This window comes from Xenorhabdus budapestensis, from assembly GCF_017743015.1.
Taxonomy (GTDB): Bacteria; Pseudomonadota; Gammaproteobacteria; order Enterobacterales; family Enterobacteriaceae; genus Xenorhabdus; species Xenorhabdus budapestensis.
The window spans coordinates 2,463,404-2,489,844 of record NZ_CP072455.1; the positions used below are offsets into that span (position 1 = coordinate 2,463,404).

At 40.0% G+C, this 26,441-nt stretch carries 21 protein-coding genes; 13 read left to right on the forward strand and 8 right to left on the reverse strand.

Features of this window, described 5'->3' with window-relative positions:
• Positions 1–210 precede the first annotated feature (210 nt).
• The 3 genes from dauA to HGO23_RS10850 all read left to right on the forward strand — a co-directional run bounded on the left by dauA (position 211) and on the right by HGO23_RS10850 (position 2,985).
• Complete coding sequence (dauA, locus tag HGO23_RS10840) at positions 211–1,953, forward strand: C4-dicarboxylic acid transporter DauA (RefSeq protein ID WP_099135961.1); 1,743 nt, start codon at positions 211–213, stop codon at positions 1,951–1,953.
• Positions 1,954–2,262: 309 nt separating this feature from the next.
• Complete coding sequence (locus HGO23_RS10845; RefSeq protein WP_209026617.1) at positions 2,263–2,595, forward strand: hypothetical protein; 333 nt, start codon at positions 2,263–2,265, stop codon at positions 2,593–2,595.
• 45 nt (positions 2,596–2,640) lie between these two features.
• On the forward strand, positions 2,641–2,985 hold the full coding sequence (locus HGO23_RS10850; RefSeq protein ID WP_209026618.1) for a hypothetical protein: 345 nt from the start codon (positions 2,641–2,643) through the stop codon (positions 2,983–2,985).
• 381 nt (positions 2,986–3,366) lie between these two features.
• Here the strand turns inward: HGO23_RS10850 and kdsA are convergent, their stop codons facing one another.
• From kdsA to hemA, 5 genes are all read right to left on the reverse strand, one after another.
• On the reverse strand, positions 3,367–4,221 hold the full coding sequence (gene kdsA, locus HGO23_RS10855; protein WP_209026619.1) for a 3-deoxy-8-phosphooctulonate synthase: 855 nt from the start codon (positions 4,219–4,221) through the stop codon (positions 3,367–3,369).
• Positions 4,222–4,358: 137 nt separating this feature from the next.
• The gene (sirB1, locus tag HGO23_RS10860; protein ID WP_099135965.1) at positions 4,359–5,168 is read right to left on the reverse strand and encodes an invasion regulator SirB1; all 810 of its coding nucleotides are present in this window, start codon (positions 5,166–5,168) and stop codon (positions 4,359–4,361) included.
• Complete coding sequence (gene prmC, locus HGO23_RS10865; protein ID WP_209026620.1) at positions 5,152–6,039, reverse strand: peptide chain release factor N(5)-glutamine methyltransferase; 888 nt, start codon at positions 6,037–6,039, stop codon at positions 5,152–5,154. The genes sirB1 and prmC overlap by 17 nt, the downstream gene beginning before the upstream one ends.
• Before the next feature lie 17 nt (positions 6,040–6,056).
• A complete protein-coding gene (gene prfA / locus HGO23_RS10870; RefSeq protein WP_209026621.1) occupies positions 6,057–7,139 on the reverse strand; it encodes a peptide chain release factor 1 in 1,083 nt (360 codons plus the stop codon).
• Positions 7,140–7,169: 30 nt separating this feature from the next.
• Positions 7,170–8,432, reverse strand: a complete 1,263-nt coding sequence (gene hemA, locus HGO23_RS10875) for a glutamyl-tRNA reductase (protein ID WP_209026622.1) — start codon at positions 8,430–8,432, stop codon at positions 7,170–7,172.
• Between the two features lie 262 nt (positions 8,433–8,694).
• Between hemA and lolB the strand changes: the two genes are divergently transcribed.
• The 5 genes from lolB (at position 8,695) to HGO23_RS10900 (ending at position 16,537) form a co-directional block, all read left to right on the forward strand.
• Positions 8,695–9,315, forward strand: a complete 621-nt coding sequence (gene lolB / locus HGO23_RS10880; protein ID WP_209026623.1) for a lipoprotein insertase outer membrane protein LolB — start codon at positions 8,695–8,697, stop codon at positions 9,313–9,315.
• Positions 9,312–10,208, forward strand: a complete 897-nt coding sequence (gene ispE / locus HGO23_RS10885; RefSeq protein WP_099135970.1) for a 4-(cytidine 5'-diphospho)-2-C-methyl-D-erythritol kinase — start codon at positions 9,312–9,314, stop codon at positions 10,206–10,208. Before lolB ends, ispE begins: the two co-directional genes overlap by 4 nt.
• A gap of 189 nt (positions 10,209–10,397) precedes the next feature.
• Positions 10,398–11,345, forward strand: coding sequence for a ribose-phosphate pyrophosphokinase (locus HGO23_RS10890; protein WP_209026624.1), 948 nt, complete (start codon positions 10,398–10,400; stop codon positions 11,343–11,345).
• A gap of 832 nt (positions 11,346–12,177) precedes the next feature.
• Positions 12,178–14,211, forward strand: a complete 2,034-nt coding sequence (locus tag HGO23_RS10895; protein ID WP_099135972.1) for an autotransporter outer membrane beta-barrel domain-containing protein — start codon at positions 12,178–12,180, stop codon at positions 14,209–14,211.
• A gap of 337 nt (positions 14,212–14,548) precedes the next feature.
• On the forward strand, positions 14,549–16,537 hold the full coding sequence (locus HGO23_RS10900; protein ID WP_209026625.1) for an autotransporter domain-containing protein: 1,989 nt from the start codon (positions 14,549–14,551) through the stop codon (positions 16,535–16,537).
• A gap of 224 nt (positions 16,538–16,761) precedes the next feature.
• Here HGO23_RS10900 and ychH read toward each other — a convergent pair whose 3' ends face one another.
• Positions 16,762–17,040, reverse strand: a complete 279-nt coding sequence (gene ychH / locus HGO23_RS10905) for a stress-induced protein YchH (protein ID WP_209026626.1) — start codon at positions 17,038–17,040, stop codon at positions 16,762–16,764.
• 268 nt (positions 17,041–17,308) lie between these two features.
• On the opposite strand from ychH, the gene pth reads away from it, so the two are divergent.
• From pth to HGO23_RS10925, 4 genes are all read left to right on the forward strand, one after another.
• Positions 17,309–17,899 carry an aminoacyl-tRNA hydrolase gene (gene pth, locus HGO23_RS10910; protein WP_099135975.1) on the forward strand — a complete coding sequence of 197 codons (591 nt, stop codon included), beginning with the start codon at positions 17,309–17,311 and terminating at the stop codon, positions 17,897–17,899.
• A 120-nt stretch (positions 17,900–18,019) separates the two neighbouring features.
• Positions 18,020–19,111 (forward strand): redox-regulated ATPase YchF, encoded by a 1,092-nt coding sequence (ychF, locus tag HGO23_RS10915; protein WP_209026627.1) that lies wholly within the window; start codon positions 18,020–18,022, stop codon positions 19,109–19,111.
• Between the two features lie 318 nt (positions 19,112–19,429).
• Positions 19,430–20,728 carry an HlyD family secretion protein gene (locus tag HGO23_RS10920; protein WP_244967781.1) on the forward strand — a complete coding sequence of 433 codons (1,299 nt, stop codon included), beginning with the start codon at positions 19,430–19,432 and terminating at the stop codon, positions 20,726–20,728.
• The gene (locus HGO23_RS10925) at positions 20,721–22,820 is read left to right on the forward strand and encodes a peptidase domain-containing ABC transporter (protein ID WP_209026628.1); all 2,100 of its coding nucleotides are present in this window, start codon (positions 20,721–20,723) and stop codon (positions 22,818–22,820) included. Before HGO23_RS10920 ends, HGO23_RS10925 begins: the two co-directional genes overlap by 8 nt.
• 146 nt (positions 22,821–22,966) lie before the next feature.
• Here HGO23_RS10925 and HGO23_RS10930 read toward each other — a convergent pair whose 3' ends face one another.
• Positions 22,967–23,152 carry a hypothetical protein gene (locus HGO23_RS10930; RefSeq protein WP_209026629.1) on the reverse strand — a complete coding sequence of 62 codons (186 nt, stop codon included), beginning with the start codon at positions 23,150–23,152 and terminating at the stop codon, positions 22,967–22,969.
• Positions 23,153–23,272: 120 nt separating this feature from the next.
• Entirely contained in the window at positions 23,273–23,503 is a 231-nt protein-coding gene (locus tag HGO23_RS10935; RefSeq protein WP_099135979.1) for a hypothetical protein, read from the reverse strand.
• Between the two features lie 693 nt (positions 23,504–24,196).
• On the opposite strand from HGO23_RS10935, the gene panP reads away from it, so the two are divergent.
• Positions 24,197–25,870, forward strand: coding sequence for a pyridoxal-dependent aspartate 1-decarboxylase PanP (gene panP / locus HGO23_RS10940; RefSeq protein WP_099135980.1), 1,674 nt, complete (start codon positions 24,197–24,199; stop codon positions 25,868–25,870).
• Positions 25,871–26,441: the final 571 nt, after the last annotated feature.

The window sequence follows — 26,441 nt, forward strand, 5'->3', positions numbered from 1 at the left end:
AACGAACAAGTATAAAAATACTGAACACATTCTTTCACTGTGAAATTATTAAAAAACACTATTCATTTGATTTTTATTTATTCAACGCTAATCTATCAGGTAACTTTTTGACGTATAACACCTTTATTAGACGATAAAAGCAGTATCCTTGTACTAATTACTTATTTTAGTCCACTGTGTGGGCAGCTTATTTTTAGGTCTTATATTAAAATGAATACTCGTAAAATTAATGGCATACGGTTATTTAGTGCATTTATTGACTCCTGTTGGAAGGAATCTTATTCTTTTTCCCGTTTTATCAAAGATGCTATTGCCGGGATCACTGTTGGTGTTATTGCCATTCCTCTGGCAATGGCTCTGGCAATAGGGAGTGGAGTTGCACCTCAATATGGGCTGTATACAGCCGCCATCGCGGGTATGATTATTGCCATTACAGGCGGTTCACGTTATAGCGTTTCCGGACCAACGGCTGCTTTTGTGGTCATTCTTTATCCTGTATCACAGCAATTTGGTTTGAGTGGCTTGCTGATAGCAACACTTATGTCTGGTATTATCCTGATTGTGATGGGATTAGCACGTTTTGGTCGGCTTATTGAGTACATCCCACTATCCGTTACACTTGGATTTACTTCTGGTATTGCTATCACCATCGCCACAATGCAGATACAAAATTTCTTTGGCCTGCAACTCACCCATATCCCCGAAAATTATATTGATAAAATTATTGCTCTCTCTCAATCTCTCCCTTCATTTCAGTTGAGTGATACGCTTATTGGCCTCACCACTCTTCTGATACTGATTTTCTGGCCTAAATTAGGCTTCAAGTTACCAGGTCATCTACCTGCCTTGGCTGCGGGCACAGCTATAATGGGATTGATGCACCTATTGGGGCATGATGTCGCCACTATCGGCTCTTCGTTTAGTTACACACTGGAGGATGGAACACAAGGTCAGGGCATTCCGCCAATCCTTCCTCAATTTGTACTGCCATGGAATTTACCTGGTTCAAGTTCTTCCGATATTAGCTGGAATACCGTCTCTGCGTTACTGCCCGCAGCCTTTTCAATGGCTATGCTGGGTGCTATTGAATCATTATTATGTGCAGTCATTCTTGACGGCATGACAGGGGAAAAACATCACTCCAACAGCGAGCTACTTGGACAGGGATTAGGTAATATTGTTGCACCTTTTTTTGGAGGCATTACTGCAACTGCAGCTATTGCCCGCTCAGCCGCCAATGTGCGTGCAGGTGCAACCTCCCCTATTGCCACAGTCATTCACTCCTTGCTGGTATTATTGGCACTGTTATTTTTGGCCCCAATGCTCTCATACTTACCTTTAGCGGCAATGTCTGCGATTTTACTGATCGTGGCCTGGAATATGAGTGAAGCTCACAAGGTTGTGGATTTAATTCGTCATGCCCCCAGAGATGACATCGTGGTGATGCTGCTGTGTCTGTCATTAACGGTGTTGTTTGATATGGTGATAGCAATTACTGTTGGCATTGTTCTGGCATCACTTCTGTTTATGCGCAAAATTGCCAACATGACCCGAATTAGTACCTCAGCAATGACAGATACTGAACAGGGGTTATTAGTTGTCCGGATTAACGGCCCTCTTTTCTTCGCTGCTGCCGAGCGCATTTTTACTGAATTGAAAGAAAAAAGTGCGGAATATCAGATCATTATTATGCAGTGGGATGCTGTCCCTGTTCTGGATGCCGGCGGGCTACATGCTTTTCAGGGTTTTGTGCGCGAAATGGCGAAAGAACAGAAGCACGTTGTAGTCTGTGACATTCCTTTCCAACCATTGAAAACACTGGCAAGAGCAAAAATCGTACCCATTGAGAGACAACTTAGTTTTTATGCTACCTTACCCAAAGCATTAAAAGAGATGAAGTTTAATTATTCTCCTGAAATTTGTATTTCAGCAGAAAAAACCAGCCATTGTTAAGATTCTTTTGGTTTATCCAAATAGGCATCAAACTGATTCAGTGGAACCATTTTTTTACGGGGTTGTCCATAACATTCATTGCTTTAGCGGCTTAAACTATCTGGGGTGACAACAATCTTGACAATTACCGTTTATAGCCTATCTTTAATAATACACCTTCATTCCACACTTCATTCATAATTTATTGCTTTCATTAAGAACTAACGTGTGTGCAAAATACATATAAACACTTAGAGTTCAAAATATTATAGATATAGCTGCGGAATGTCGGATGTAAAGTTTCTATTTTTCACTATTAAGGGAAACATCATGGAAAGAACATTTTATAACAATGCAGAAATACCTATTATTGTAGTTCTTAGGGGAGACTATCTGGACTCTGGCAGTATTGCTTCAGTCTTCAAGAAAATAATCCAACCTAAAGAAACAGTAACTTTTTCCGTTCATGGAGACTATATATCGAGACTTGAGTTTATTGTAGACCAGGAGGAAATTGAATTTAATATGAGTTTAAGAGTTCTGGAGAAAGTGCCGAAAATAACTAATCTTTTAAAATATGAAAAATTCGTTCTTAATTATAAGGAAATAAATGAAATTATTCCACCTGAATATTTTCAGATTTCTATAATTCCAATGATTTAATCACAATATAATATCGCTTAACATAACTAACAGGGGAGTTATGAAATGGATAATACTCTTCATTTTAATCCTGATAGGTATATAGCTAACTATACTGAATTCAATTTTCACGTATCTATATACCTTTACTTCAATAAAAGAATACCATTCTCAACAAAATATATAGAAGCTAATAAGTGGGTGTCCTTTAAGATTCCAACTCTTCCTATAGTAACTGGCATAGAATTTAAAAGTGTTACAAATGCATTACAACTGCGATATTTTGCACGCTCTATAGGATCAAAAAATCTTATGTCTATTTTTGAAAAACCAAGCATTCATCTTCATCAAGGAAGAGACGTTGAATTTTATTTTTATTTAACAAGTTACGTTCCTGAGGAACAAAGTTAATTTTATTTATATTTTTCAATCGATAAATATTAATTAATGCCAATCTATCCGAGATAAAAGCTAGCATATTGATATCATATCCAAGAACATATTAATTTTAACACAAATTTCTCAGCCATATTATAATGGGGTAATGAATCATTCATCGCTCCATTAAAATAAAAAATCTCTGTATATTCTGTGTAAAATTTAACATTTCAAACTTTTGGTTATCGGTCAGCTTTTTTATCTACGGGTAATTTAACCATTGACTTTAGAGGTCTAAAAAATCAATCATATGGCTTTCAAGCTGCAATTTGAAAAACAACGGATATACAAAAGCGGTTACAATAATATTTATCTGTAACCGCATATTACTCAATATTTCAATCGATTAAATTATTACTTACTGGTATTCAATGCCGGGAAACCTTTCACTACATCATCAACCGCTTTCATCTGCACCAAGAATGGCTCCAGTTTTGCCAATGGTAATGCAGATGGGCCATCGCATTTTGCATTTTCTGGATCCGAATGTGCTTCAAGGAACAAACCAGCAATTCCCACTGCCATTCCCGCACGAGCCAATTCAGCAACCTGCCCGCGGCGGCCACCGGAAGCTGCACCGAATGGGTCACGGCACTGCAAAGAATGAGTTACGTCAAAAATCACAGGTGAACCATTGGTCGCTTGTTTCATCACACCAAAACCCAACATATCAACAACCAAATTATCATAACCGAAGTTACTACCACGGTCACACAGGATCACCTGTTCATTACCACCTTCTTTGAATTTTTCCACAATATTGCCCATTTGCCCCGGACTAACAAATTGTGGTTTTTTAACATTAATCACAGCTCCGGTTTTCGCCATCGCTTCAACCAGATCAGTCTGACGGGCAAGGAAAGCCGGAAGCTGGATAACATCAACCACTTCAGCCACAGGTTGAGCTTGTGCAGGTTCATGTATATCAGTGATGATTTTTACGCCGAAAGTCTGTTTCAGTTCCTGAAAGATTTTCATTCCCTCTTCCAGACCAGGGCCACGATAAGAGTGGATAGAAGAACGGTTAGCCTTATCAAAAGATGCTTTGAAAACATAAGGAATGCCCAGTTTTTGTGTCACTGTGACATAGTGCTCACAAATCTGCATGGCCAAATCCCGTGACTCAAGAACGTTCATGCCACCAAACAATACAAATGGCAGATCATTTGCGACCTTAATATCACCAATATTAACCACTTTCTGTTGCATGCTTATACCTTCTGTTGTTAAGCGCAAATAAATTTGCTGTATTAATAAAACATAAAATCAGGTGCAGACATTTTGTCATCGCACGATAAGTGCTATTTAATTAAATACTATTTAAATTAAGTACTATTTAAATACTGTTAATGCAGTACTATTGGCGGTTGCTCTATAGAGTTAAGCTGCATTTTTATCATCTCTGAAATTGGGTCTTCAGGACAATGCTCCACAAAGTAACTCAAATCCGAAACAGCGATATGATTACAATCAAGCTGAGCATAAATAAGCCCACGATCACGGATTTCATACGGGTCATCGGGGTCAAACATCAATACGACCTCACTGGCTTTGAGTGCAAGTTCCATTTTTTTCTCTTCCATTAAAGAAACTTTGATCGTATCTGTAATCTTGCGCACGATGCTGCTGTTATCCGCTTCCTGCAAATCTTTCTTTTCCAACCGAACAGTCGGGCCAATGTTACCTTTCAACCAAACATCAAGGGTATGCTCATTAAGAGTCTCCCCATTCATGGGATTAATGAACCACGTAGGCTGATCAGGTAAATCGATGCGTAATATCAACTGCGTTGGAAATATTACCGGCTGTACAGGCATTGCCAATGCTTGAGCAATATGAGCAAACAGCGTACCCAGCGCAACTGGAGCGCCTTGACGTGAATGAAGTACACTATCCAACCATAAAGTATCCGATAGACAGTACACCCCATTTGCCCCACCAAATTTCCATTCCCGATAAAAAAGTGTCAGCAATGATTGCAATTTTGCCCTGGTATCATTGACTGAAGAAAGTACCTGCCGCGCTTCGTCAACCAACACAGTTAACTGCTCTGCCACTGAAATTTGTGGGAAATCAGGACGAATAGCCTTTGTAACCAAAATAATACCATCAATCAGAGGAGCATTATTGAATTCATAATTAGCTATGGGGTTCATTTTTATTCCATCGACCTACCGTGATACGTTCATTACCACCATAATCTTGAAAAGTCGCTATCTGATGATAACCCTTCTCTAAAAACAGGCTCCTAACAACAGCTCCCTGTTTCCAGCCATGTTCCAGTAACAGCCATCCATTCGGTAATAAAAAATGGCGGGCTTGTTCCACAATTGCCTTTAAATCTGCCAGACCATTGTGGGCAGCAATCAATGCAGTAGCTGGTTCAAACCTGACATCTCCCTCTTGCAGATGAGGGTCATTCTCGTCTATATACGGAGGATTACTAACAATCATATCAAATTGTCTGTCACCCACTGCAGAAAACCACTCACTTTGTAAAAAATTCACATTGTGAATTACGAGTTGTGAAACGATTTCCCCTGTATTAATTTTTTCCACATTATATTTCGCCAGTGCGACTGCCTCAGGATTGATATCAACCCCTGTCACATGGCAATCACGTCTCTCACTTGCTAATGCCAGAGCAATTGCCCCCGTTCCTGTACCAAGATCCAGAATTTTTGCGGGCGTTTCCGGCAACAACTCCAGCGCTTTTTCAACCAGGCACTCAGTATCAGGGCGTGGGATCAGCGTTGCTGATGATACGGTAAGCGGCAATGACCAGAACTCTTTTTCACCCACAATATAAGCAATCGGCTCACCTTGCATACGGCGAGCCAATAAATCATCGAGCTTGTGAGATTCTTCCTCTGAAATGAAAGTTTCACTGAAAGCAATCAGATAGGTGCGGGAACGTCCTGTCACGTATCCCAACAGGATTTCCGCATCACGTTTAGGGCTGTCACTATCAGACAAGTTATCAGACAACTGAGCCGCTGCGTATTGTAGCCAAAGTTGATAATTCATTAATCCTGCTCTGATAGTTATTCCTGTTCTGATAGGGCAGATAACTGATCGGCCTGATATTCGGTAATGATTGGCTGGATCAACATATCCAGTTTACCCTCCATCACTTCATCAAGACGGTATAACGTCAAGTTGATGCGATGATCAGTAACTCGTCCCTGCGGAAAGTTATAGGTACGGTTGCGATCTGAACGGTCACCAGAACCAAGAAGATTACGACGTTCTGAGGCCTCTGCTTCTTGACGTTTCTGCGCCTCAGCGGCACGAATGCGAGCAGCCAGTACAGACAAAGCTTTAGCCTTGTTTTTGTGCTGTGAGCGCTCATCCTGACATTCCACCACAATCCCTGTCGGAATATGGGTAATTCGAATAGCTGAATCGGTGGTATTAACGTGCTGTCCTCCGGCACCAGAAGAGCGGTAAGTATCAATTTTTAAATCACCGGGGCTGATTTCCGGCAATTCGGCTTCCGGAATTTCCGGCAGAACCGCAACAGTACAGGCAGAAGTATGAATACGACCCTGAGATTCTGTTTCCGGTACACGCTGAACACGGTGACCACCTGATTCAAATTTCAAATGACCATAGACCTGATCTCCTGAAACTTTCGCAATGATCTCTTTGTAACCACCGTGCTCACCTTCGTTGGTGCTCATAATTTCTACTTTCCAACGACGGGCTTCAGCATAGCGGCTATACATACGGAACAGATCTCCTGCAAAGATTGCAGCTTCATCACCACCTGTTCCTGCACGGACTTCAAGAAAACAGTTCCGTTCATCATCCGGATCTTTGGGTAACAGCAACAACTGTAGCTGCTGCTCCAACTCTTCATTACGAACTTTTGCGTCCTTAAGTTCTTCCTGCGCCATTTCCCGCATTTCGGGGTCATCAAGCATCATCTCAGCAGTCTGTATATCATCCTGAATCGTTTTCCAGGCTTTAAAACAGCCAGTTACATCAGTAAGTTGTGCATATTCCTTTGATAATGCGCGAAAACGCTCTTGATCAGCGATCACATCGGCGTCACCGAGATGAGCCAAAACTTCTTCATAGCGTTCTTGCAATGCTTCCAGTTTAGAGACAATAGAAGGCTTCATTCGTAATATCAGACCTTATTTAAAATAGGGTTAGTTGTGATCCAGCCCAAGGCTGTCCCGCAAGAGATTCAAGCGCTCAAAATCGCCATCGCTGGCAGCCTGTTGGAGTGATTTAGTCGGTATATGGATCAGACGATTCGTCAACTGGTGAGTCAATTGGTTGATGACCTGCTCTGCATCAGCACCTTGCCGTATGGATATTAATGCTTTTGCAGTCATTTCAGCCCTGATTTTTTCTGCCTGTTCCCGATATTCGCGAATTGTATTGACTGCTCCCTGGGAACGCAACCAATCCATAAAATGAGCGCTCTCTTGTTGTACAATTCCTTCAGCAATCACAGCAGCAGCTTTGCGCTGGGCAAGATTTTGCTGAATGATAGCCTGTAAGTCATCAACACTGTACAGGTAAACGTCACTCAATTTCTCAACATCCGGTTCAATATCGCGGGGAACAGCAATATCAACCAGTAACATAGGTTGATTACGACGTAATTTTAATGCCCGTTCAACCATACCTTTGCCAATAATCGGTAAAGGGCTAGCAGTAGAACTGATCACAATATCAGCTTCTGCCAGACGGGTATCAATTTCTGGCAGAGAAATAACTTCAGCATTAACCTCATTGGCCAGTGCATGTGCCCGTTCCTTCGTGCGATTGGCAATTATTATACGATTTACCTGATGTTCCTTAAGATGGCGTGCCACAAGCTCAATAGTTTCTCCTGCCCCCACCAGCAGAATATTTAATTGAGAGAGAGATTCGAAAATCTGTCGTGCGAGTGTACAGGCTGCAAAAGCGACAGAAACCGCATTAGCGCCAATCTCTGTTTCGGTTCTCACTCGTTTGGCAACAGAAAACGATTTTTGGAACAGACGTTCCAACTCTCCTGACAAAGATTGGTAGTTCTGTGACTCGGCAAAAGCTTTTTTCACCTGCCCTAAAATCTGCGGCTCTCCAAGCACCAGTGAGTCCAGGCCGCTAGCAACTCTCATTAAGTGGCTGACTGCTTCACTATCAAGATGCCAGTAAAGGCTTGTACTAAGCTCTTCAGGATTAAGTTGATGGTATTCACATAACCAATCGATCAATTGCTCTTTTAGATTATCCTGCTGCTCGACACTGAGATAGAGTTCCGTGCGGTTGCAGGTTGACAACACAACACCACCCCGCACCAACGGTTGCTGAAGCAGGTTATCAAGCGCAAGCCCTATCGTATCTGGAGAAAAGGCTACCCGCTCACGTAAGGAAACAGGCGCTGTTTTATGATTTATACCGAGTGCTAATAAAGTCATCTTAACTGCGTTGAGTTATCACGAGTATAATTCCATGACAATATTAATAATCATTCTCATAAACCTATATCCTTCATAAGGACTCTCATTGGTCGAGCATTCTACTTGATGCGACAATTCAATAAAAGTCAATCGAACAGTTCCGCTGTAATTATTCGAGAAATTTTGGCAAAACTTCGCTAAATTATCCCCTTGATTATAGACTTTGATGGCACATTAGTTCGCCACCAGACCATTTTGTCTGTCTGCCAAAGGTTACTGTATGAAAATAGGATTATTTTTTCGTTTACTTCCTCTCTCCGCTGTTTTGCTGACGGCCTGTACTGTTACGCAAGCACCGGTCGGGACAGGGTCAGCAAATTCTCCGCAATGGAATGATCGCAAACAACAACTACAAAATTTAAAGCATTATCAGACACGAGGTTCTTTTGCTTACCTGGCAAATGAAAAAAAAGTGTATGCCCGTTTTTTCTGGCAACAATATGCCGTTAATAATTACAAACTGCTGCTACTTAATCCATTAGGGACAACCGAGTTGGAATTATTTGTCCAATCAAATATGATCCAGATTACTGATAATGAAGGAAAGAAATATATCAGTGATAATCCTGAAGAGTTGATTTATCAACTCACCCATATGAACATCCCTTTAGATAATCTGAAAAACTGGATTATCGGCCTGCCCGGAAATGCCAAAAATTTCCAGCTAGATAAAAACTATCTGCTCAAATCCATAAGCGATAGCGCAAGTAATGAAGTCTGGCAAATAAATTACCAGGGATACGACACTTCAATCACTCCCGCGTTGCCAAACCGACTGGAACTCACTCAGGGCAATAACCGTATCAAATTAAAAATGGATAACTGGACTACCCAAGAATGACTTTGACCTGGCCTTCCCCGGCAAAATTAAATTTATTTTTATATATCACCGGACAACGCCCTGATGGTTACCACGAACTGCAAACGCTGTTTCAGTTTCTGGACTACGGTGATGAAATTACTATTACTCCCCGTCAGGATAACCAAATTCGCCTGTTAACTGCTGTTGAAGGCGTAGCATATGACGATAACCTGACCGTGCGTGCTGCCCGTTTATTACAGAGCCATTTATTAAAAGGCCATTTATTACAAGGCAATAACAAACTTCCAATTGCCAGCCCATATCTGGGAGCAGATATCCATATTAATAAACGTCTGCCAATAGGCGGTGGGCTGGGTGGAGGTTCTTCCAATGCAGCAACCGTGCTTATCGCCCTGAATTACCACTGGCAAGCCAATTTATCTGATGATGAGCTGGCACAACTTGGCCTCAAACTGGGAGCAGATGTTCCGGTATTTATCAAAGGCCACGCCGCTTTTGCAGAAGGTATCGGGGAAAAACTTCAACCAGCCTCTCCGGAAGAGAAATGGTTTCTGGTTGCCCATCCTGGAATTGAGATTTCAACCCCGACAATCTTCACAGATCCTGAATTAAAAAGAAATTCTCCGATCCGCGCTTTATCCGTATTATTACAGGCGCCATTCAAAAATGATTGTGAACCAATCGCAAGAAAACGTTTTCGTAAGGTTGAACAGCTTCTTTCATGGCTGTTAGAATATACCCCGTCACGCCTGACCGGAACTGGTGCATGTATTTTCGGCGAGTTCGAATCAGAAGCATCAGCCCGTAAGGTGTTTAATCAAGCCCCAGAGTGGATGCAGGGCTTTGTTGCGCGTGGCGTTAACATTTCACCATTGCATACATTCCGCTCTGGGATAAAAACATATTATTGAACCAATGAATAATTATACCCAACAGATTTCGAGTTACATCGCGGCGGAAAGAGAACAAATCCTTGGGAGCATAGATAATTATGTGACCAGGGTGAGTGAACGCAGCCAACAAAGAGGCAACTTGAAAGATAAAGGTAATGTTCAATTGGTCAACAATATCTCTCTGGACGCAAGCCTGAGGTTTTTCTCGTGCCCGATATGAAGCTTTTTGCTGGTAATGCCATCCCTGAACTAGCACAACATGTTGCCAACCGTCTGTACACAAGCCTGGGAGACGCTGCTGTCGGTCGTTTTAGCGACGGTGAAGTCAGTGTTCAAATCAACGAAAATGTACGCGGTGGCGATGTATTCATCATCCAGTCCACTTGTGCACCAACCAATGATAACCTAATGGAATTAGTCGTTATGGTCGACGCACTGCGTCGCGCTTCTGCCGGACGTATTACCGCTGTAATTCCTTACTTCGGTTATGCTCGTCAGGATCGTCGTGTTCGTTCAGCACGTGTGCCTATCACTGCCAAAGTCGTTGCTGACTTTTTGTCCAGCGTTGGTGTAGACCGTGTTCTCACGGTTGACCTGCACGCCGAGCAGATCCAAGGTTTCTTTGATGTTCCGGTTGATAATGTATTTGGTAGCCCAATTCTTCTGGAAGATATGCTCCAGAAAGATTTGGAAAACCCGATTGTTGTATCTCCAGACATTGGTGGTGTCGTTCGCGCCCGTGCTATTGCTAAACTGTTGAATGATACCGATATGGCTATTATTGATAAACGCCGACCACGTGCGAACGTTTCTCAAGTTATGCACATTATTGGTGATGTCGCTGGCCGTGATTGTATTCTGGTTGATGACATGATCGACACAGGTGGCACTCTGTGTAAGGCTGCTGAGGCATTGAAAGAGCGCGGAGCGAAGCGGGTGTTTGCTTATGCAACCCACCCTATTTTCTCTGGTAATGCTGTAGAAAACATCAAGAACTCAATGATAGATGAATTTATTGTCTGTGACACAATTCCTCTGGCTGCTGAGGTCAAGGCGTTGAACAAAGTTCGTACTCTGACACTGTCTGGCATGCTTGCTGAAGCAATCCGCCGTATCAGCAATGAAGAGTCAATCTCTGCAATGTTTGAACACTAAGGTATAGTACAGTGCAGATTTTGAGCACAAACTTATACAAGTGATTAAATAAGTCATCGTTGAAAAAACCCGTTGGTGCACCTGTATCAACGGGTTTTTCTGTTTTCTCTAATCCATGAGTTTAATAATTTCAAATAGTTTTAATTAAAAGACGGGATATTTATAACGTTAAAATAATTATTCATATCAATTAGTTAATTAATTTTACAAACATCATATTAGACAAAACAACAACCTGAATATAAGAACAGAAAAAAACCAACCTCATAACAGCTTAATAAATCATCTGGTACGTCCAGTAATTAACGTGAGTAACAATACTGGTATGGTGCCATGGATACTGCTAACCTGTCGGCCGTTTTCTGCTATGCCTTGTAAAGTATTGATGGTGAAGAATTGATATCCATTTCCGAAATACCTTCAAAAAAGCATGAATGACAAAAAATAGATAAGTCACACAACAATTATTTTGTTAAATATTTTTCATCAGAAAAGTCAAAATTCTCTAATGAAATTAACTTTAGATTAAATAATACAACATTGATTGCCACTTTAGTCCGGTTAATGAAAAGTATAAACACCAAATATTTTTTAGAACACATTATATACAAATAAACCAATGCGATATGGAATATTGTTAACAAGGAATCAGTATTTAATCCAAAGAGTTGTTATCAATAGGTTAACAGCCTGACTAATAGTATATCAATTTAAAATATTCAACCCATCAGCACCTCAAAATCTGACGAAGGGGCGTCAATCAGGCTTTGCTATTAGATGTCGATACGCTGATAAATGATAAATAAGAAAAACTACTTTAAGGAGAATGCTAATGAAAAAGGCATTTTTATTCACACCTGCACTGTTAGCGCTTTCAATCAACGCCGTTTCTAATGCTCATGCTTATGATAAGGTCTATGTTTTTGGAGATAGCTTAAGTGACACCGGAAATAGTAAGACAGATAAACTGGATATAGAACGCTTTACAACAGATGGAAAAAGTGAGCAACTTTATGCTGGGTATATTGCTCGGAAACTTACTGGCAGCGAATTAATACCTTCAAATGAAGGTGGAACTAATTATGCCAAAGGTGGGGCGACTTCTATTTGGGAATTAAATCCTAAAACCCCTGATAATACAACAAACAAACAAGTCAGCAGCTATCTGAAAAGTAATAAGCGAGCAGATCCTAATGGTATCTATATCCATTGGGTTGGTGGTAATGATCTTGCTGCGGCTTTGATAGCTGGTCAGAAGAATCCTTCTATTGCACACGATATTGTGCAAAAAAGTGCAAGTGCAGCCGCAGGACAAATTACACAGTTGGTAGACGCTGGAGCCGGATTGGTTATTGCACCAACCGTGCCTGATGTAGGTACAACGCCTAGACTTCTCGAAACAGTGCTCAAACAAGGTTTAGAAGACTACAAAATTGACAATGCTACAATCGAGTATACTCTGAAAGAAGTGCATCAGAGAATTAATATGCATGATATCCCCAGCGGTGCCGCCCGTGAGTTTGCTTTGCAACAATTATTTAAAGAATTATCGAAAAAGGCCGAACAGATACTAAAGGAAAAACCATTAAAGTCTGGCAAAAAGCCATTATCTGCTGCTGAAATTGAAAAAGAACTTACAAAGGGATATAAAAAGGCCAGCGAGGGTGCAACAAAACTCACCGATTTTTATAATAAGATAGTTGAAGATCAAATCAGCCAGAGCAATGGCAATATCCTGCGTGCTGATATTAACGGTCTGCTACATGAAGTAATCGACAACCCTTATATTTATGGTATTCAAAATACATTAGGTTACGCCTGCCCTCAGGGACAATCAGCTAGTGTATGTAGCTCCGATAAAGATAAAAATCCTGGATTTAATAAAGACAGAGAGTTTTTATTCTCTGATGAATTCCATCCTACCCCATTTGCACACAAAATTCAGGGGCAATATATCGAATCCATTTATGTCGCCCCATCACAAGTAATGACCCTGAACCAAATCAACCGTGCCCCGGTTAAGGGTGCTCGAGCTTCCCTTGATGGCCACCTGCAACAACTGCGCAGCGGGGGCAATGAACTGGGGAAATTTGGCGTATTCGGTGGCTATAGCGGCAGCCGTAATAACACGTTTACATTAGGTAGCGATTATCAACTGACAGAAGGCTTGTTACTGGGTGCACTATATTCTAACGACAAAACTGAACACTCCCCTACCTCTAATTTCACCTATAATGGGAATGCCCATGTAGCAACCGCCTATGGATTGTGGAACGTGTTTAATAACGCATGGTTAAGTGGTGATCTCCATTATGCCCGTATTAATTACGATAGCCTGACCCGTAGTATCCAACTTGGTGAAGCTACCCGCAGAGAATCAGGCTCAACCACAGGTAAACAATGGGGTGCCCGTTTTGCAGCAGGTTGGGATATCCCTGTCGCTGACGTCGTCACCACCAGCCCGATCATCCAGTTCGCCTGGGATAAAGGTGATATAAAAGGCTACCGTGAATCCGGCAACAATAGTACTTCCATGAACTTTAGTGACCAGAACTACACGTCTAAAGTGGGTACATTAGGTTGGCGTGTAGATACCCAATTGGGCCGTTTCAACCCTTATGCATCTGTTCAGTTTAATCACCAGTTCGGCGATACCCATTTCAAACTGCGCAGTGCCATTAATTCCACTAAAACATCGTTTGTTATGGATAGCGGCAAACAAAGCAAAAACTGGCGTCAATATACAGTAGGGGCGAACGCTAATCTGTTCGGTAACGTACGTGGCTTCGCTTCCGTAACCCGTAATGAAGGCAGCACGCAAGATCCTAGCTACAACTTCAATCTGGGTATCAATACCAGCTTCTAATGTTGTGCATGTATAAAGTGATGTATCTGATAAAACCATCGCAATAACACGCGTAACGCTTCAAAAGCGCAAGGAAAATGAAATCTCCTTGCGCTTTTGTATTCCTATCATGCTTTTTTCTCATCGTTCAACCTACGTATACATACGCCTGCATGGTGTTGACTTTTAGTATATATAGCCAGAAGTAATATCAGATAGAAATTATCAAAGGGATCAGCTCTCAACCAAAGAATACATAAACCGATAGGTTCGAGAAAAAATCAAAATAAATACCCCTTAAATATTCAAGGTTTTGTGCTGACTGCAAAGTAATGGCTACATTGACCGGGGAATTCAAATGAAAAAAGCACATTTAAGAATATCAGTGACAACAATATTTTTGGTTAATTTCATTACAAACGCCTATGCTTACGACAATGTCTATGTTTTTGGTGATAGCCTGAGTGACGGGGGAAATTATAGCCGTTTTACAACGGACGGAGCCAATAGCGAACTGTACGATGAGTATATTTCTCATCAACTTACTGGTAAGAAATTAATCCCTTCTAACGAAAAAGGAACTAATTACGCTCAGGGAGGTTCAACAGCCCTACCGATGCCACGGCAAGATCCTTATTTGAATATTCTTCAGCCAAATACTAAAGAACAACTTAATGATTACCTCAAACAACATAACGGAAAAGCCGATCCAAATGGTATCTATATTCACTGGGTAGGCGGTAACGATCTTGCTGAGGCTTTAGTTGCCGATCAGGATGACTTTTCTAAATCACATGAAATTGTCAATACTAGTGCCAATGCTACCACAGAGCAAATCAATCAACTCATTAAAGCTGGTGCTGGACTCATTATTGTACCTACTGCTCCCGATGTGGGAATGACACCTAAATTGTTAGAAACATTGATTAAAAATAGCTTAGAAAAAATAGGTTCTTCTAAAGAGAGGATCCAAGAAATTCTGGATAAAGTTCATAAGAAAATTGACCAGTATGATATCCCCAGTGATAAAGCCCGCAAATTCGCCCTTAAAAAAATATTTGAAGAATTAGCTAAAAAAGCCCAGGAGGAACTTGGAATACCCGCTGAAATAATTGAAAAAAAACTGACTGAGGCCTATGAAAAAACCAATAAAAATGCCTCAGAGCTTACTGATATTTATAATAAAGTGATAGATGATAAAATCAGCCAGAATAATGGCAATCTCCTGCGTGCAGATGTCAATGCTCTGATGCGTGAAGTGATGACAAATCCCTACATTTATGGCATTCAAAATACATTAGGTTATGCCTGCCCTCAGGGAAAATTAGCCAGTAGTTGTTCTTCTAAAGATAAAGAGTTTAATAAAGACAGAGAGTTTTTATTCTCCGATAGTTTCCATCCAACACCATTAGGGCATCAAGTTATTGGCCAATACATTGCCTCTATTTATATAGCCCCATCACTTGTGATGTCACTGACTCAAGTTAACCGACTCGCGGTTAAAGGTGTTCGGGCTTCCCTTGATGGTCATCTGCAACAACTTCGCAACGGAGGTAATCCACAGGGGAAAATCGGTGTTTTTGGTGGTTACACAAACAGTGGTAACCATGTTCTTACATTGGGTAGCGACTACCAACTAACAGATAGTCTGTTACTGGGCGCAGTATATTCTAACTACCAAGATGAACGCACCCTCGCCTCCAGGTTCACCTATGAGGGGCGTGGTCATGTTGTGACTACTTATGGCTTATGGAATCTCTATAACAATACGTGGTTAAGTGGCGATCTCCATTATTCACGAATAAATTACGATAGCCTGACTCGTAGTATCCAACTTGGCAAAGCGACCCGCAGAGAAGTCGGATCAACAACGGGTAAACAATGGGGTACTCGTCTTACGGCTGGTTGGGATATTCCTGTCACTAAGGTCATCACCACTAGCCCAATTATCCAGTACACCTGGGATAAAGGTAATATAAAAGGTTACCGTGAATCCGGTAACTACAGCACCTCCATGCACTTTTCTGATCAGAAATACACTTCCAAAGTAGGCTCTCTCGGCTGGCGTGTAGATACTCAGTTAGGTCGTTTCAACCCGTATGCTTCTGTTCAGTTTAATCACCAGTTCGGCGATACCCATTTCAAACTGCGCAGTGCCATTAATTCCACCAAAACATCGTTTGTTGTGGATAGCGGCAAACAGAGTAAAGACTGGCGTCAATATACAGTGGGAATCAATGCTGACTTTTTAAAAAGTTTACACGGGTTTGCTGCCGTAACACGCAACGAGGGAAGTGCCCAGGAGCCTGATTACAATTTCAGCCTGGGTATTAATGCCAGCTTTTAGCGCTAGTTGTATGTATACCTTTTGCCTTTCAAGTTGCAGCCAACAAGACTGCAACTTGAAATCTATTGGGCGTATGATAAAAATCTACAGTGCAGAGAGCTGACTCGATTTAAATTATAAATCGAGTCAGTTAAAAAGTGAGGTATTCGTTTCATATTATGTGTTTGTTATATCGTGTGTTACGTCAAAATCAGCAACATTTAAAAAATATAACGTAATAAGAATTATGAATGTTTATGTTGTTTTTTACGGCGATAACGCTCATCATAGTTCTTCAACCACCAATACTTATCGGTAACCTGCTCCCGCCCTCCGAGACTGGCTCCCCCCAGCCAAATCAATGCACCAACAAATAACCCCATTAGTGCGGCTCCTGCCAAAAATTCAGATTCACTAAAACTGAATATGTGGCTGAGTAAGACATAGGCTAAACTGATAAGCATTGCCATCATGCCTAATCCCATAAAAATATTACCCAGAATAAAGGCTTTTTTACGTCTCATAACCAACCTCCAATACTTTTTGTGAACGTAGTTTGTGAACGCAATTTGTCAACAAACGAACTCAAAAGCACGAAAGCAGATACCTCCTTTCGGACATTATAGCCATAATATCTGAGAGGTTATTGCGCTGACGATCACAAGCTGTACGATTTTTAACTTATTTCCCCTTTATTATCTAATATCACAATGGGTTTTGTACTCAAGCCTTCAGGCGGGTAAACTAAGCCTCTTTTTTTAATACCTTAATGCCAATAAGCGAAATCAAACTGTGAGTAATATAAAATTAATCGTTGGTCTGGCAAACCCCGGGGCTGAATATGCACAGACCCGACATAATGCAGGAGCATGGTTTGTCGATTTATTAGCACAACGCCATAATCAGCCCTTAAAAGAAGAGAGTAAATTTTTTGGTTATACCGCTCGTATCTATATGAATGGGCAAGATGTCCGTCTGCTTGTGCCAACGACATTTATGAACCTCAGTGGTAAGTCTGTTCTTGCTTTAGCCGGGTTCTACCGCATCCAGCCAAATGAAATTCTGGTTGCACACGATGAGCTTGATCTTCCCCCCGGTGTCGCAAAAATGAAGCTAGGTGGCAGCAATGGTGGGCATAACGGCCTGAAAGATATCCAGAGCAAATTTGGCAACAATCCTAATTTTCATCGTCTGCGTATTGGCATCGGCCATCCGGGTGATAAAAACAAAGTTGTGGGATTTGTTCTCGGCAAGCCCCCCGCCAATGAACAGAAACTGATTGATGATGCTATTGCTGAAGCTCTCAGCTGTACTGACATTCTGATGAAAGATGGTATGAATAAAGCCATTAATCGCCTGCACACTTTTAAAGCCAGCACTTAACAGATCCGGGGAGTAGTGCGTGGCGCGTCAGACTATTGCGTGTATAATAACGCCAATTTTTTATAACTCACCGACAGACTATTATCTGTCGGTTTATAAGTGATCAAAGGTGATAAATCTATGGGATTCAAATGCGGTATCGTTGGCCTGCCTAACGTTGGGAAATCTACATTATTTAATGCGCTGACCAAAGCAGGTATCGAAGCAGCAAACTTCCCTTTCTGCACTATCGAGCCAAACACGGGTGTTGTACCAATGCCGGATCCACGTCTCGACCAGCTGGCTGAAATCGTAAAACCACAGCGCATCCTGCCAACCACAATGGAATTTGTGGACATTGCTGGTCTGGTAAAAGGTGCTTCAAAAGGCGAAGGTCTGGGTAACCAGTTCCTGACTAACATTCGCGAGACGGAAGCGATCGGTCATGTTGTACGCTGCTTCGACAACGATAATATCGTGCACGTCTCCGGTCAGGTTGATCCCGCTGCCGATATTGAAGTCATCAACACCGAGCTGGCATTGTCAGATCTGGATACTTGCGAACGTGCTATCCAGCGCGTTCAGAAGAAAGCTAAAGGTGGTGATAAAGATGCCAAAGCTGAATTAGAAGTGTTAGAAAAATGTCTTCCTCATCTTGAACAAGCAGGCATGTTGCGCTCTTTAAACCTGAGCACGGAAGAAAAAGCTGCCATTCGCTATCTGAGCTTCCTGACGTTGAAACCAACGATGTACATTGCCAACGTCAATGAAGATGGTTTTGAGAATAACCCACATCTTGATATTGTTCGTGCCATTGCAGAACAAGAAGGTTCTGTGGTTGTTCCGGTTTGCGCAGCTATTGAAGCGGATATCGCAGAGCTGGAAGAGGCAGACCGTGAAGAATTCATGGCAGAGCTGGGGCTGGAAGAACCCGGTTTGAACCGTGTTATTCGTGCCGGATATCAGTTGCTGAACCTGCAAACCTATTTCACAGCAGGGGTAAAAGAAGTGCGTGCATGGACAATCCCGGTAGGTGCAACGGCGCCACAGGCTGCGGGTAAAATCCACACTGACTTTGAAAAAGGCTTCATCCGCGCTCAAACTATCTCATTTGAAGATTTCATCACCTATAAAGGTGAACAAGGCGCAAAAGAAGCAGGTAAAATGCGGGCTGAAGGAAAAGATTATATTGTTAAAGATGGCGATGTAATGAATTTCTTGTTCAACGTCTGATCTACGAATAAATTTGTTTATCTTGTCCTATACTAATCGATGATATTTATGCTTAAAATCCGCGTGATGACGCGGATTTTTCTTTTATAAGCCCTCAAAATATTGCAATAATCCTGCCTATTCTTAATATTCCAAGACGAAATTTTAAAAATCCATATTAAGAAATTTTGTTAATGGTTGAAGTGGCATTCAGGTTAACTATATTACAGTGATATTGCATCAGGCAGACCAAATCTACCAACATCACATTGATAAATTGATATTTTCAGCTATTCCTCAAGCCATAATCATTAAATAAAGTATGAAGATTAATTATATATGACTGCTATGAATAAGTTATTTAGGCAAGAAGCCTTAGATAACCAAAAATCCAAATGGACGGGAAAAGCACTATTGATAGCAAAAATTCCGGCATGGGTTATTTGTATTGCTTCATTAACTTTTTTAACTGTTTTATTTATATTTATTACTTTTGGAAATTATACAAGGCGTATTAGCGTTTATGGCGAGGTCATTACTAATCCCCATCCAATAAACATCTTATCTTCTCAACAAGGATTTATTTCAAAAGCATTTGTCAAAGCAGGAGACATAATAAAAAAAGGCCAAAAAATTTATCAGGTAGACTTCAGCCAAATTACGGAGTCAGGCAAAATCAGCACTAATACAAAGAACTCCCTCAAAAATCAATTAACACAAGTCAATAATATCATTCAAAACTTGCAATATAATAAACGCGTCACTTTAGAAAGCCTTGAAGAACAAAAAAGACAGTATGAATTATCCCACGAGAAGGATAGAATTATCGTTGAAAATGCACGTCAGGGCGTTGAATTTGCAAAAGAAAATATGAAAAACTATAAGAGCTATCAGAAACGAGGGCTTATTACTAAAGATCAATTTAATAACTATGGATACTCTTATTATCAGCAGCAAAATACATACCAAAATCTATACAGCCAATATATCAGCGATTCATTAAAAATCACAAATCTGAATAGTGATATTATGCTCAAAAAAGCAGATTTTGATAAACAAATTTCACAATACAAAATTCAACAAGATGATCTACAGCGGCAACTAGCCGAAATGGCTGCCAGTGGCTCCTTATTCATTACCTCCCCTATTGATGGGCGTATTGAATCACTTGGATTTACCGTGGGGCAAATGGTCATTACAAATGATAATTTGGCACAGGTGATCCCAAATGATGTAAAACCAACTTATTATTTAATCCTATGGGTTCCTAATAACAGTTTACCCTACATTACAAAAGGTGATGCAATTAATATACGTTATGATGCCTTTCCATTTGAAAAATTCGGCCAGTTTTCAGGGCATATCAATAATATTTCATATGTCCCGGCCTCCTCTCAAGAAATGTCTCACTATAAAAGTTCACCGATAAATAAGGTTGGGGAAAAAGCCGGATCTTATTATAAGGCGTTAGTCAGTCTGAATAAGAATCAGTTTAGTTATAATGGAAAAAAACTATATTTATCTAATGGCATGAAAGCCCAGTCTACTTTCTTCCTTGAAAAAAGACCTCTTTATCAATGGATGTTCTCACCATTTTATGATATGCAAAAAACATTAACAGGCCCCAACAATGAATAAAGCATCTTTTGACGTCATTACGGAAAAATTGAATTTAGGATTCAGAAGAAGAATCCCCAAGATTTTACAAACTGAAGCAGCCGAATGTGGATTAGCAAGTTTAGCAATGGTATTTCATTATCATGGGTTACAAATCGATTTATCCAGTTTACGCAGTCAGTTTGGAATTTCTACACGAGGGGCGACACTCCCTGTATTGATTAGTATAGCTACTACGCTCAAATTCAAAACCAGAGCTGTGTCGTTAGATCTTGATGAACTTCACGCATTAAAAACTCCCTGCGTTTTACATTGGGATATGAATCACTTTGTTGTCTTAGTGAGTGTAAAAAAAAATAAAATTACTATTCATGATCCAGCATTTGGCCAACGGGTAATGAGTACTCAGGAATTCTCCAAACACTTTACCGGTATTGCATTGGAATTATGGCCGGGTAGTAATTTTACTCCCGTAAAAAAGCAAAATAGATTACGTATCATCTCCTTGTTAAATAATATTCAAGGAATTAAATCTGCTCTGGGGAAAATTTTCTTCTTATCTATTGTCATAGAAGCTATTAATATACTGCTCCCAGTGGGGACACAATTGGTCATGGATCATGTTATCGTTGCTCAAGATCGTAGCCTCTTAACCATTATTTGCTGTGGTTTGCTCTTCTTTATCTTATTTAGAGTCAGTGTGTCAACGTTACGTAGCTGGATATCCATCACTATGGAAGCATTTGTTGATGTGCAATGGAAATCAGGTGTATTCGACCATTTAATGAAATTACCTTTAGCTTACTTTGAAAAACGTAAGTTAGGTGATATTCAGTCACGCTTCGGTTCACTAAATATTATTCGTACAACCTTTACCCAAAATATTGTTAATGGAATTATTGACACCATTATGCTGATCAGCGTCTTTGTTATGATGCTGCTTTACGGTAACTGGCTGGTTTGGATTGTATCAGGGTTCACTATTATCTATATAGTAGTCAGGTTCCTGACCTATCAATATTACAGACAGCTTTCTGAGGAACAGATAGTTAAAGAGGCCAGAGCAAACTCCCATTTTATGGAAACGTTATACAGTATTAATACATTAAAGGCGTTGGGGTTATGTGAAACCCGGGCAAAATCCTGGCTAAACCTGAATATTGATACCCTGAACTCAAATACTAAACTCAATAAGATAAATTCAATTTTTAATATCATTAATGTTTTTATTACTACTTGTGAACAAATTATCATCCTGTGGTTAGGGGCATCATTAGTGATAGACAACCAAATGACACTCGGAATGTTTGTTGCTTTTAACGCATACCGGGGACAATTTGCGGATAGAGCAAGTAATTTGATTGATATGGCAATTAAATTGCGCATGTTAAATTTACATAATGAGAGAATTGCCGATATCGTCCTCTCTGAACCAGAAAGAGAAGCCCCTGCGCGGGAAATCGGCATTTCAGGGCAACCTGTTGATTTGAGAATCCATGATTTATATTATCAATATGATAGCTTATCAAAGCCTGTGATATCCGGCTTTAGTCTTAATGTCAAAGCGGGAGAAAGTGTGGCCATTGTTGGCCCATCTGGGGCTGGAAAAACAACACTCATGAAATTAATGAGCGGGTTATTAGAGCCAGATAAAGGCACTATTTTAATGAATGGGCTTGATATTAATGTCATTGGTCTAAATAACTACCGGAAGTGTATTGCCTGTGTTTTGCAAGATGATAAATTACTTTCCGGCTCTATCGCTGAAAACATATCCGGTTTTGATCCTTCACCCGATATTGAACTTATACAAGAATGTGCTAAACGTTGCAGTATTCATGATGATATTTTATTGATGCCAATGGCATATGAAACACTTATTGGTGAATTAGGCAATGGATTATCTGGTGGACAAATACAAAGGTTATTGATAGCCAGAGCGCTTTATCGTCGCCCAAGCATTTTATTTATGGATGAAGCAACCAGCCATCTGGATTTGACTAATGAAGCGCATATCAATGAATCAATCTCTGCATTGAATATTACCAGAATTATTATTGCCCATAGACCATCAACAATTAAATCTGCCGAGCGTGTTATCTCTATGTTATAGATTTGATTTATTTTTCAATTGATTTTCTGCTATGCCTTGAAATATATAGTGAATATTTTGAGAAAAATCATTAGCCATTCTAATAGAACAGCTAATGATTTATATCTTATATAAAATTTAAAATTGATGTTCAGAACTTATCTGAATTAGTTATCACATACTGGTTCGATATATGGGGGAATAACTGGCCATGCTGGTCGAATGACATATGGCATATAATCAATTATGCGCTTTGCGTATTCGCCAATTTCTTTCAATGCTGGATCATCTTTCTTCATAACAGAGCCAGCACCTGAGACCTGGCCTAATTCAATGGTTGTTAACTCTTTCATATATCACCTCATTATTTAATTATTGATAACAATTGATATTAACTTCCTAGTACATTAATTAAAAATCATATAAAATCTATATTATTCTGTTTTATGAATATGCACTCTGAAATTTGGAATTTATTTATCATCGAAACTATCAATTATATCACAACCAAACTTTTCTAAAGCATCTGCCTCACCTTTAATAAATCCGCCTAAATCTTTCGAGATATAGCCTTCTTTGGTAAGGAAATCAACGGTATTATTAATTGCTTTATCAAGGACGTGAATACCGACTTTTATCGCTTTATGCCAGTCAAAAGCACCACCTGCAACCTGCTCTAATTCAATAATTGTTAACTCTTTCATATATCACCTCATTACTTATTAGTATCATCATTTAACTAAATTAGAACCATAATACATAAATAGATAATGGTTTTAATTATGGCTCCAGAAAAATTAAAATAATTATAAAGTGAGACAAAGAAATTCAAAAAATGACCCTAAAGTCATTGAATAAAATCTTTCTGTGATTCAGATCAAATTTATATTTTTCTGGAGCCAGCTTTCTCCGCTGTTCTGATATCACCATAAATTATTTGTTCTTAACTTTTATTAAACAACCAACCATTTATCACATACTATTTTTTGAGTAGTGATTATCTTTTCTATAAGAAACTATTTTCATCATCAATAGATAAAAGAAACTGATAAAAATTAATAATACTTATTTATTTGGCTACTTTCAATTTATCAATCATGACATACTAAAATCTGAAAATTAATATAAATCACATTAACCTGAGTATAGTTTTATTATTATTTTTTCACAGAAAAATCATCAGTAATTTTTAATAATATCTATACAGAATAGATGAATATCACCCTTAGTTTGATCTGATCAATACAGAAAAAGAGAGATACAAAGAAGGCAATAAACCAGTATTCCAAAGGGATACACCTACCGTTCAGCTGCACCCAACTACTTGCGCGCAACAATGATATGATTAATGCTGTTCACACTACATTAATTAGCGATTCTGGAGAGGCAAACCAACTATGCAGAATTCTCTTGACAGACTGAATCACAATGAAACAGAAAAGACGACTCCTCACGATAATTATTCGGACACACAAGAATGGCAAGAATTATTCAATCAATTTACCACCAATATCGGTGAAAAAGCGTTGTCTGAACTGGAAGAGAAGATTGCAGATGACCCTGTAGGTTATTGTTGCCGTGAGCTAAACAAACCAGTACATGAACTAGCAGAGCTAGAGCAGAAGTTCTCTTCGGTATTCATACCAGAAATTCCCATTGATACCGAAAAATATATCCAAAATTTGAATGAAAATGTTCTTAACCAAGTGATGCCTGTGTCATCCCCTACTTTTGTTGGTCATATGACATCAGCCCTTCCCAGACATTTACCTGCGCTTGGCAAAATATTGACCGCCCTGAATCAAAATTTAGTCAAACTGGAGACATCGCATGTTCTGACCGTACTGGAGCGCCAAGTGTTGGGTATGATGCACAAATTGGTATACGGTTGTGATGAGAGTTTTTATAAACAATGGTTGCACAGTGGTGATTATGCTCTGGCAGCCTTCTGTTCTGGCGGAACACTGGCTAATCTGACTGCCATGTGGGCATGCCGAAATCAGCTCATGCCAGCCGACGAAAATTTTGCCGGTCTCAAGCGTGAGGGACTAGCCAGAGGTTTACTCCATTACGGTTACAATGGAGTGGCGATTTTGGTATCAGAACTAGGACACTATTCGCTGAAAAAAACCGTGGATGTGCTCGGCTTTGGACAAGATGCACTAATCAGTGTTGATGCCGACAAAAATGGACAGATCTGTATTGATTCCCTCTACTCACATCTGAAAAACCTGCGTCAGCGCAATATCAAACTCATGGCAATTGTCGGAATAGCCGGAACAACAGAGACCGGCTCAATCGATCCGCTGGACGTGCTGGCAGATATCGCCGAGCGCGAGCAGTGTCACTTCCATGTTGATGCTGCCTGGGGAGGCGCGAGCTTATTGTCAGAACGCTATCGATATTTATTCAAAGGCATTGAGCGCGCTGATACTGTGACAATTGATGCTCATAAACAAATGTATGTCCCTATGGGAACGGGCATGGTACTGTTCCGCCAGCCTACTCTGACTGATTCTATCGCCCAACATGCCAATTACATTGTACGTAAAGGTTCGAAAGATTTAGGCCGCCACACCCTGGAAGGTTCACGCAGTGCGATGTCACTGATGTTACACAGTAACCTGCACCTGCTTGGCCGGCAAGGTTTTGCCCAACTAATAGATAGCAGTATCGAGAAGGCACAGCAATTTGCGGACATTATCCGCCAGCAGGAAGATTTCGAGTTAGTCAGCGAACCACAACTCTGTCTGCTTACTTACCGATATATACCGCCAATGGTATTGACGGCACTACGCAACGCCCCTGAATCTGTGCGGAAAAAACTACACGATACACTGAATATACTGAACCAAAATATCCAGACTATACAGTGGGCTGCCGGAAAGTTTTTTATCTCACGTACCAGTCTCAGACCCGTACAATGGGATCGACAACCAACAACTGTTTTGCGTGTTGTACTGGCAAATCCATTGACGACTTTGGAAATACTTGAGTGCATGTTGGAAGATCAACGCGAACTGGCACAACAAAATCCGTTATGGCAAACCTTACAGAACTTAATCAATTGAGATAACTTAATATCCGCTTCATCTTTCAATTTGTAATTCGAGCTCTATTGGATATATACCCAATAGAGCTTCTGGGATAATATGTATAAAAAAATAAATCGAAACGATCATTCCAGAATTAAATATATCCACCGCCCAAATAATACAAGACATTATTTAACCGTTTCAGCCATTAGATAAATATTATTTAAAACCAAACCTTTTAATTCAAATAAACATTTATAATGCAATCGATCACTTTCTCACTCTTTTCTGTGCAAGAAGTGAGCGAGTACAGCTAACTAACAAAGAGGCAACGTGAAAGACAGAGGGAACATATACTATGTTAATGAGATGATATAGAATTGTATAGAATTACACCTATGTTACTATCTAATTACTTGGGGAAATTATTTATACCTCTTTATTCTGCTATCACAAATAAACTCTATCAATTAACGAAAAAAATAACACACATAAATTAATGTAATATCTATTACAATCTATTACCTATGAATTGTGACTTTTATCACGATTTAAATTGATTAACATTTATGTTTATAAATCTTCCTTGAAATTTCACCAGAAAAAA

What these genes read in the sequence shown, in the direction of transcription:
- prmC (WP_209026620.1), bottom strand. Translation starts at nt 6,039, where the DNA reads ATGAATTATCAACTTTGGCTACAATACGCAGCGGCTCAGTTGTCTGAT.
- sirB1 (WP_099135965.1), bottom strand. Translation starts at nt 5,168, where the DNA reads ATGAACCCCATAGCTAATTATGAATTCAATAATGCTCCTCTGATTGAT.
- HGO23_RS10930 (WP_209026629.1), bottom strand. Translation starts at nt 23,152, where the DNA reads ATGAAAGAGTTAACAACCATTGAATTAGGCCAGGTCTCAGGTGCTGGC.
- HGO23_RS10850 (WP_209026618.1), top strand. Translation starts at nt 2,641, where the DNA reads ATGGATAATACTCTTCATTTTAATCCTGATAGGTATATAGCTAACTAT.
- HGO23_RS10900 (WP_209026625.1), top strand. Translation starts at nt 14,549, where the DNA reads ATGAAAAAAGCACATTTAAGAATATCAGTGACAACAATATTTTTGGTT.
- ispE (WP_099135970.1), top strand. Translation starts at nt 9,312, where the DNA reads ATGACTTTGACCTGGCCTTCCCCGGCAAAATTAAATTTATTTTTATAT.
- kdsA (WP_209026619.1), bottom strand. Translation starts at nt 4,221, where the DNA reads ATGCAACAGAAAGTGGTTAATATTGGTGATATTAAGGTCGCAAATGAT.
- prfA (WP_209026621.1), bottom strand. Translation starts at nt 7,139, where the DNA reads ATGAAGCCTTCTATTGTCTCTAAACTGGAAGCATTGCAAGAACGCTAT.
- panP (WP_099135980.1), top strand. Translation starts at nt 24,197, where the DNA reads ATGCAGAATTCTCTTGACAGACTGAATCACAATGAAACAGAAAAGACG.
- lolB (WP_209026623.1), top strand. Translation starts at nt 8,695, where the DNA reads ATGAAAATAGGATTATTTTTTCGTTTACTTCCTCTCTCCGCTGTTTTG.
- ychF (WP_209026627.1), top strand. Translation starts at nt 18,020, where the DNA reads ATGGGATTCAAATGCGGTATCGTTGGCCTGCCTAACGTTGGGAAATCT.
- dauA (WP_099135961.1), top strand. Translation starts at nt 211, where the DNA reads ATGAATACTCGTAAAATTAATGGCATACGGTTATTTAGTGCATTTATT.
- HGO23_RS10935 (WP_099135979.1), bottom strand. Translation starts at nt 23,503, where the DNA reads ATGAAAGAGTTAACAATTATTGAATTAGAGCAGGTTGCAGGTGGTGCT.
- ychH (WP_209026626.1), bottom strand. Translation starts at nt 17,040, where the DNA reads ATGAGACGTAAAAAAGCCTTTATTCTGGGTAATATTTTTATGGGATTA.
- hemA (WP_209026622.1), bottom strand. Translation starts at nt 8,432, where the DNA reads ATGACTTTATTAGCACTCGGTATAAATCATAAAACAGCGCCTGTTTCC.
- HGO23_RS10845 (WP_209026617.1), top strand. Translation starts at nt 2,263, where the DNA reads ATGGAAAGAACATTTTATAACAATGCAGAAATACCTATTATTGTAGTT.
- HGO23_RS10925 (WP_209026628.1), top strand. Translation starts at nt 20,721, where the DNA reads ATGAATAAAGCATCTTTTGACGTCATTACGGAAAAATTGAATTTAGGA.
- HGO23_RS10920 (WP_244967781.1), top strand. Translation starts at nt 19,430, where the DNA reads ATGACTGCTATGAATAAGTTATTTAGGCAAGAAGCCTTAGATAACCAA.
- HGO23_RS10895 (WP_099135972.1), top strand. Translation starts at nt 12,178, where the DNA reads ATGAAAAAGGCATTTTTATTCACACCTGCACTGTTAGCGCTTTCAATC.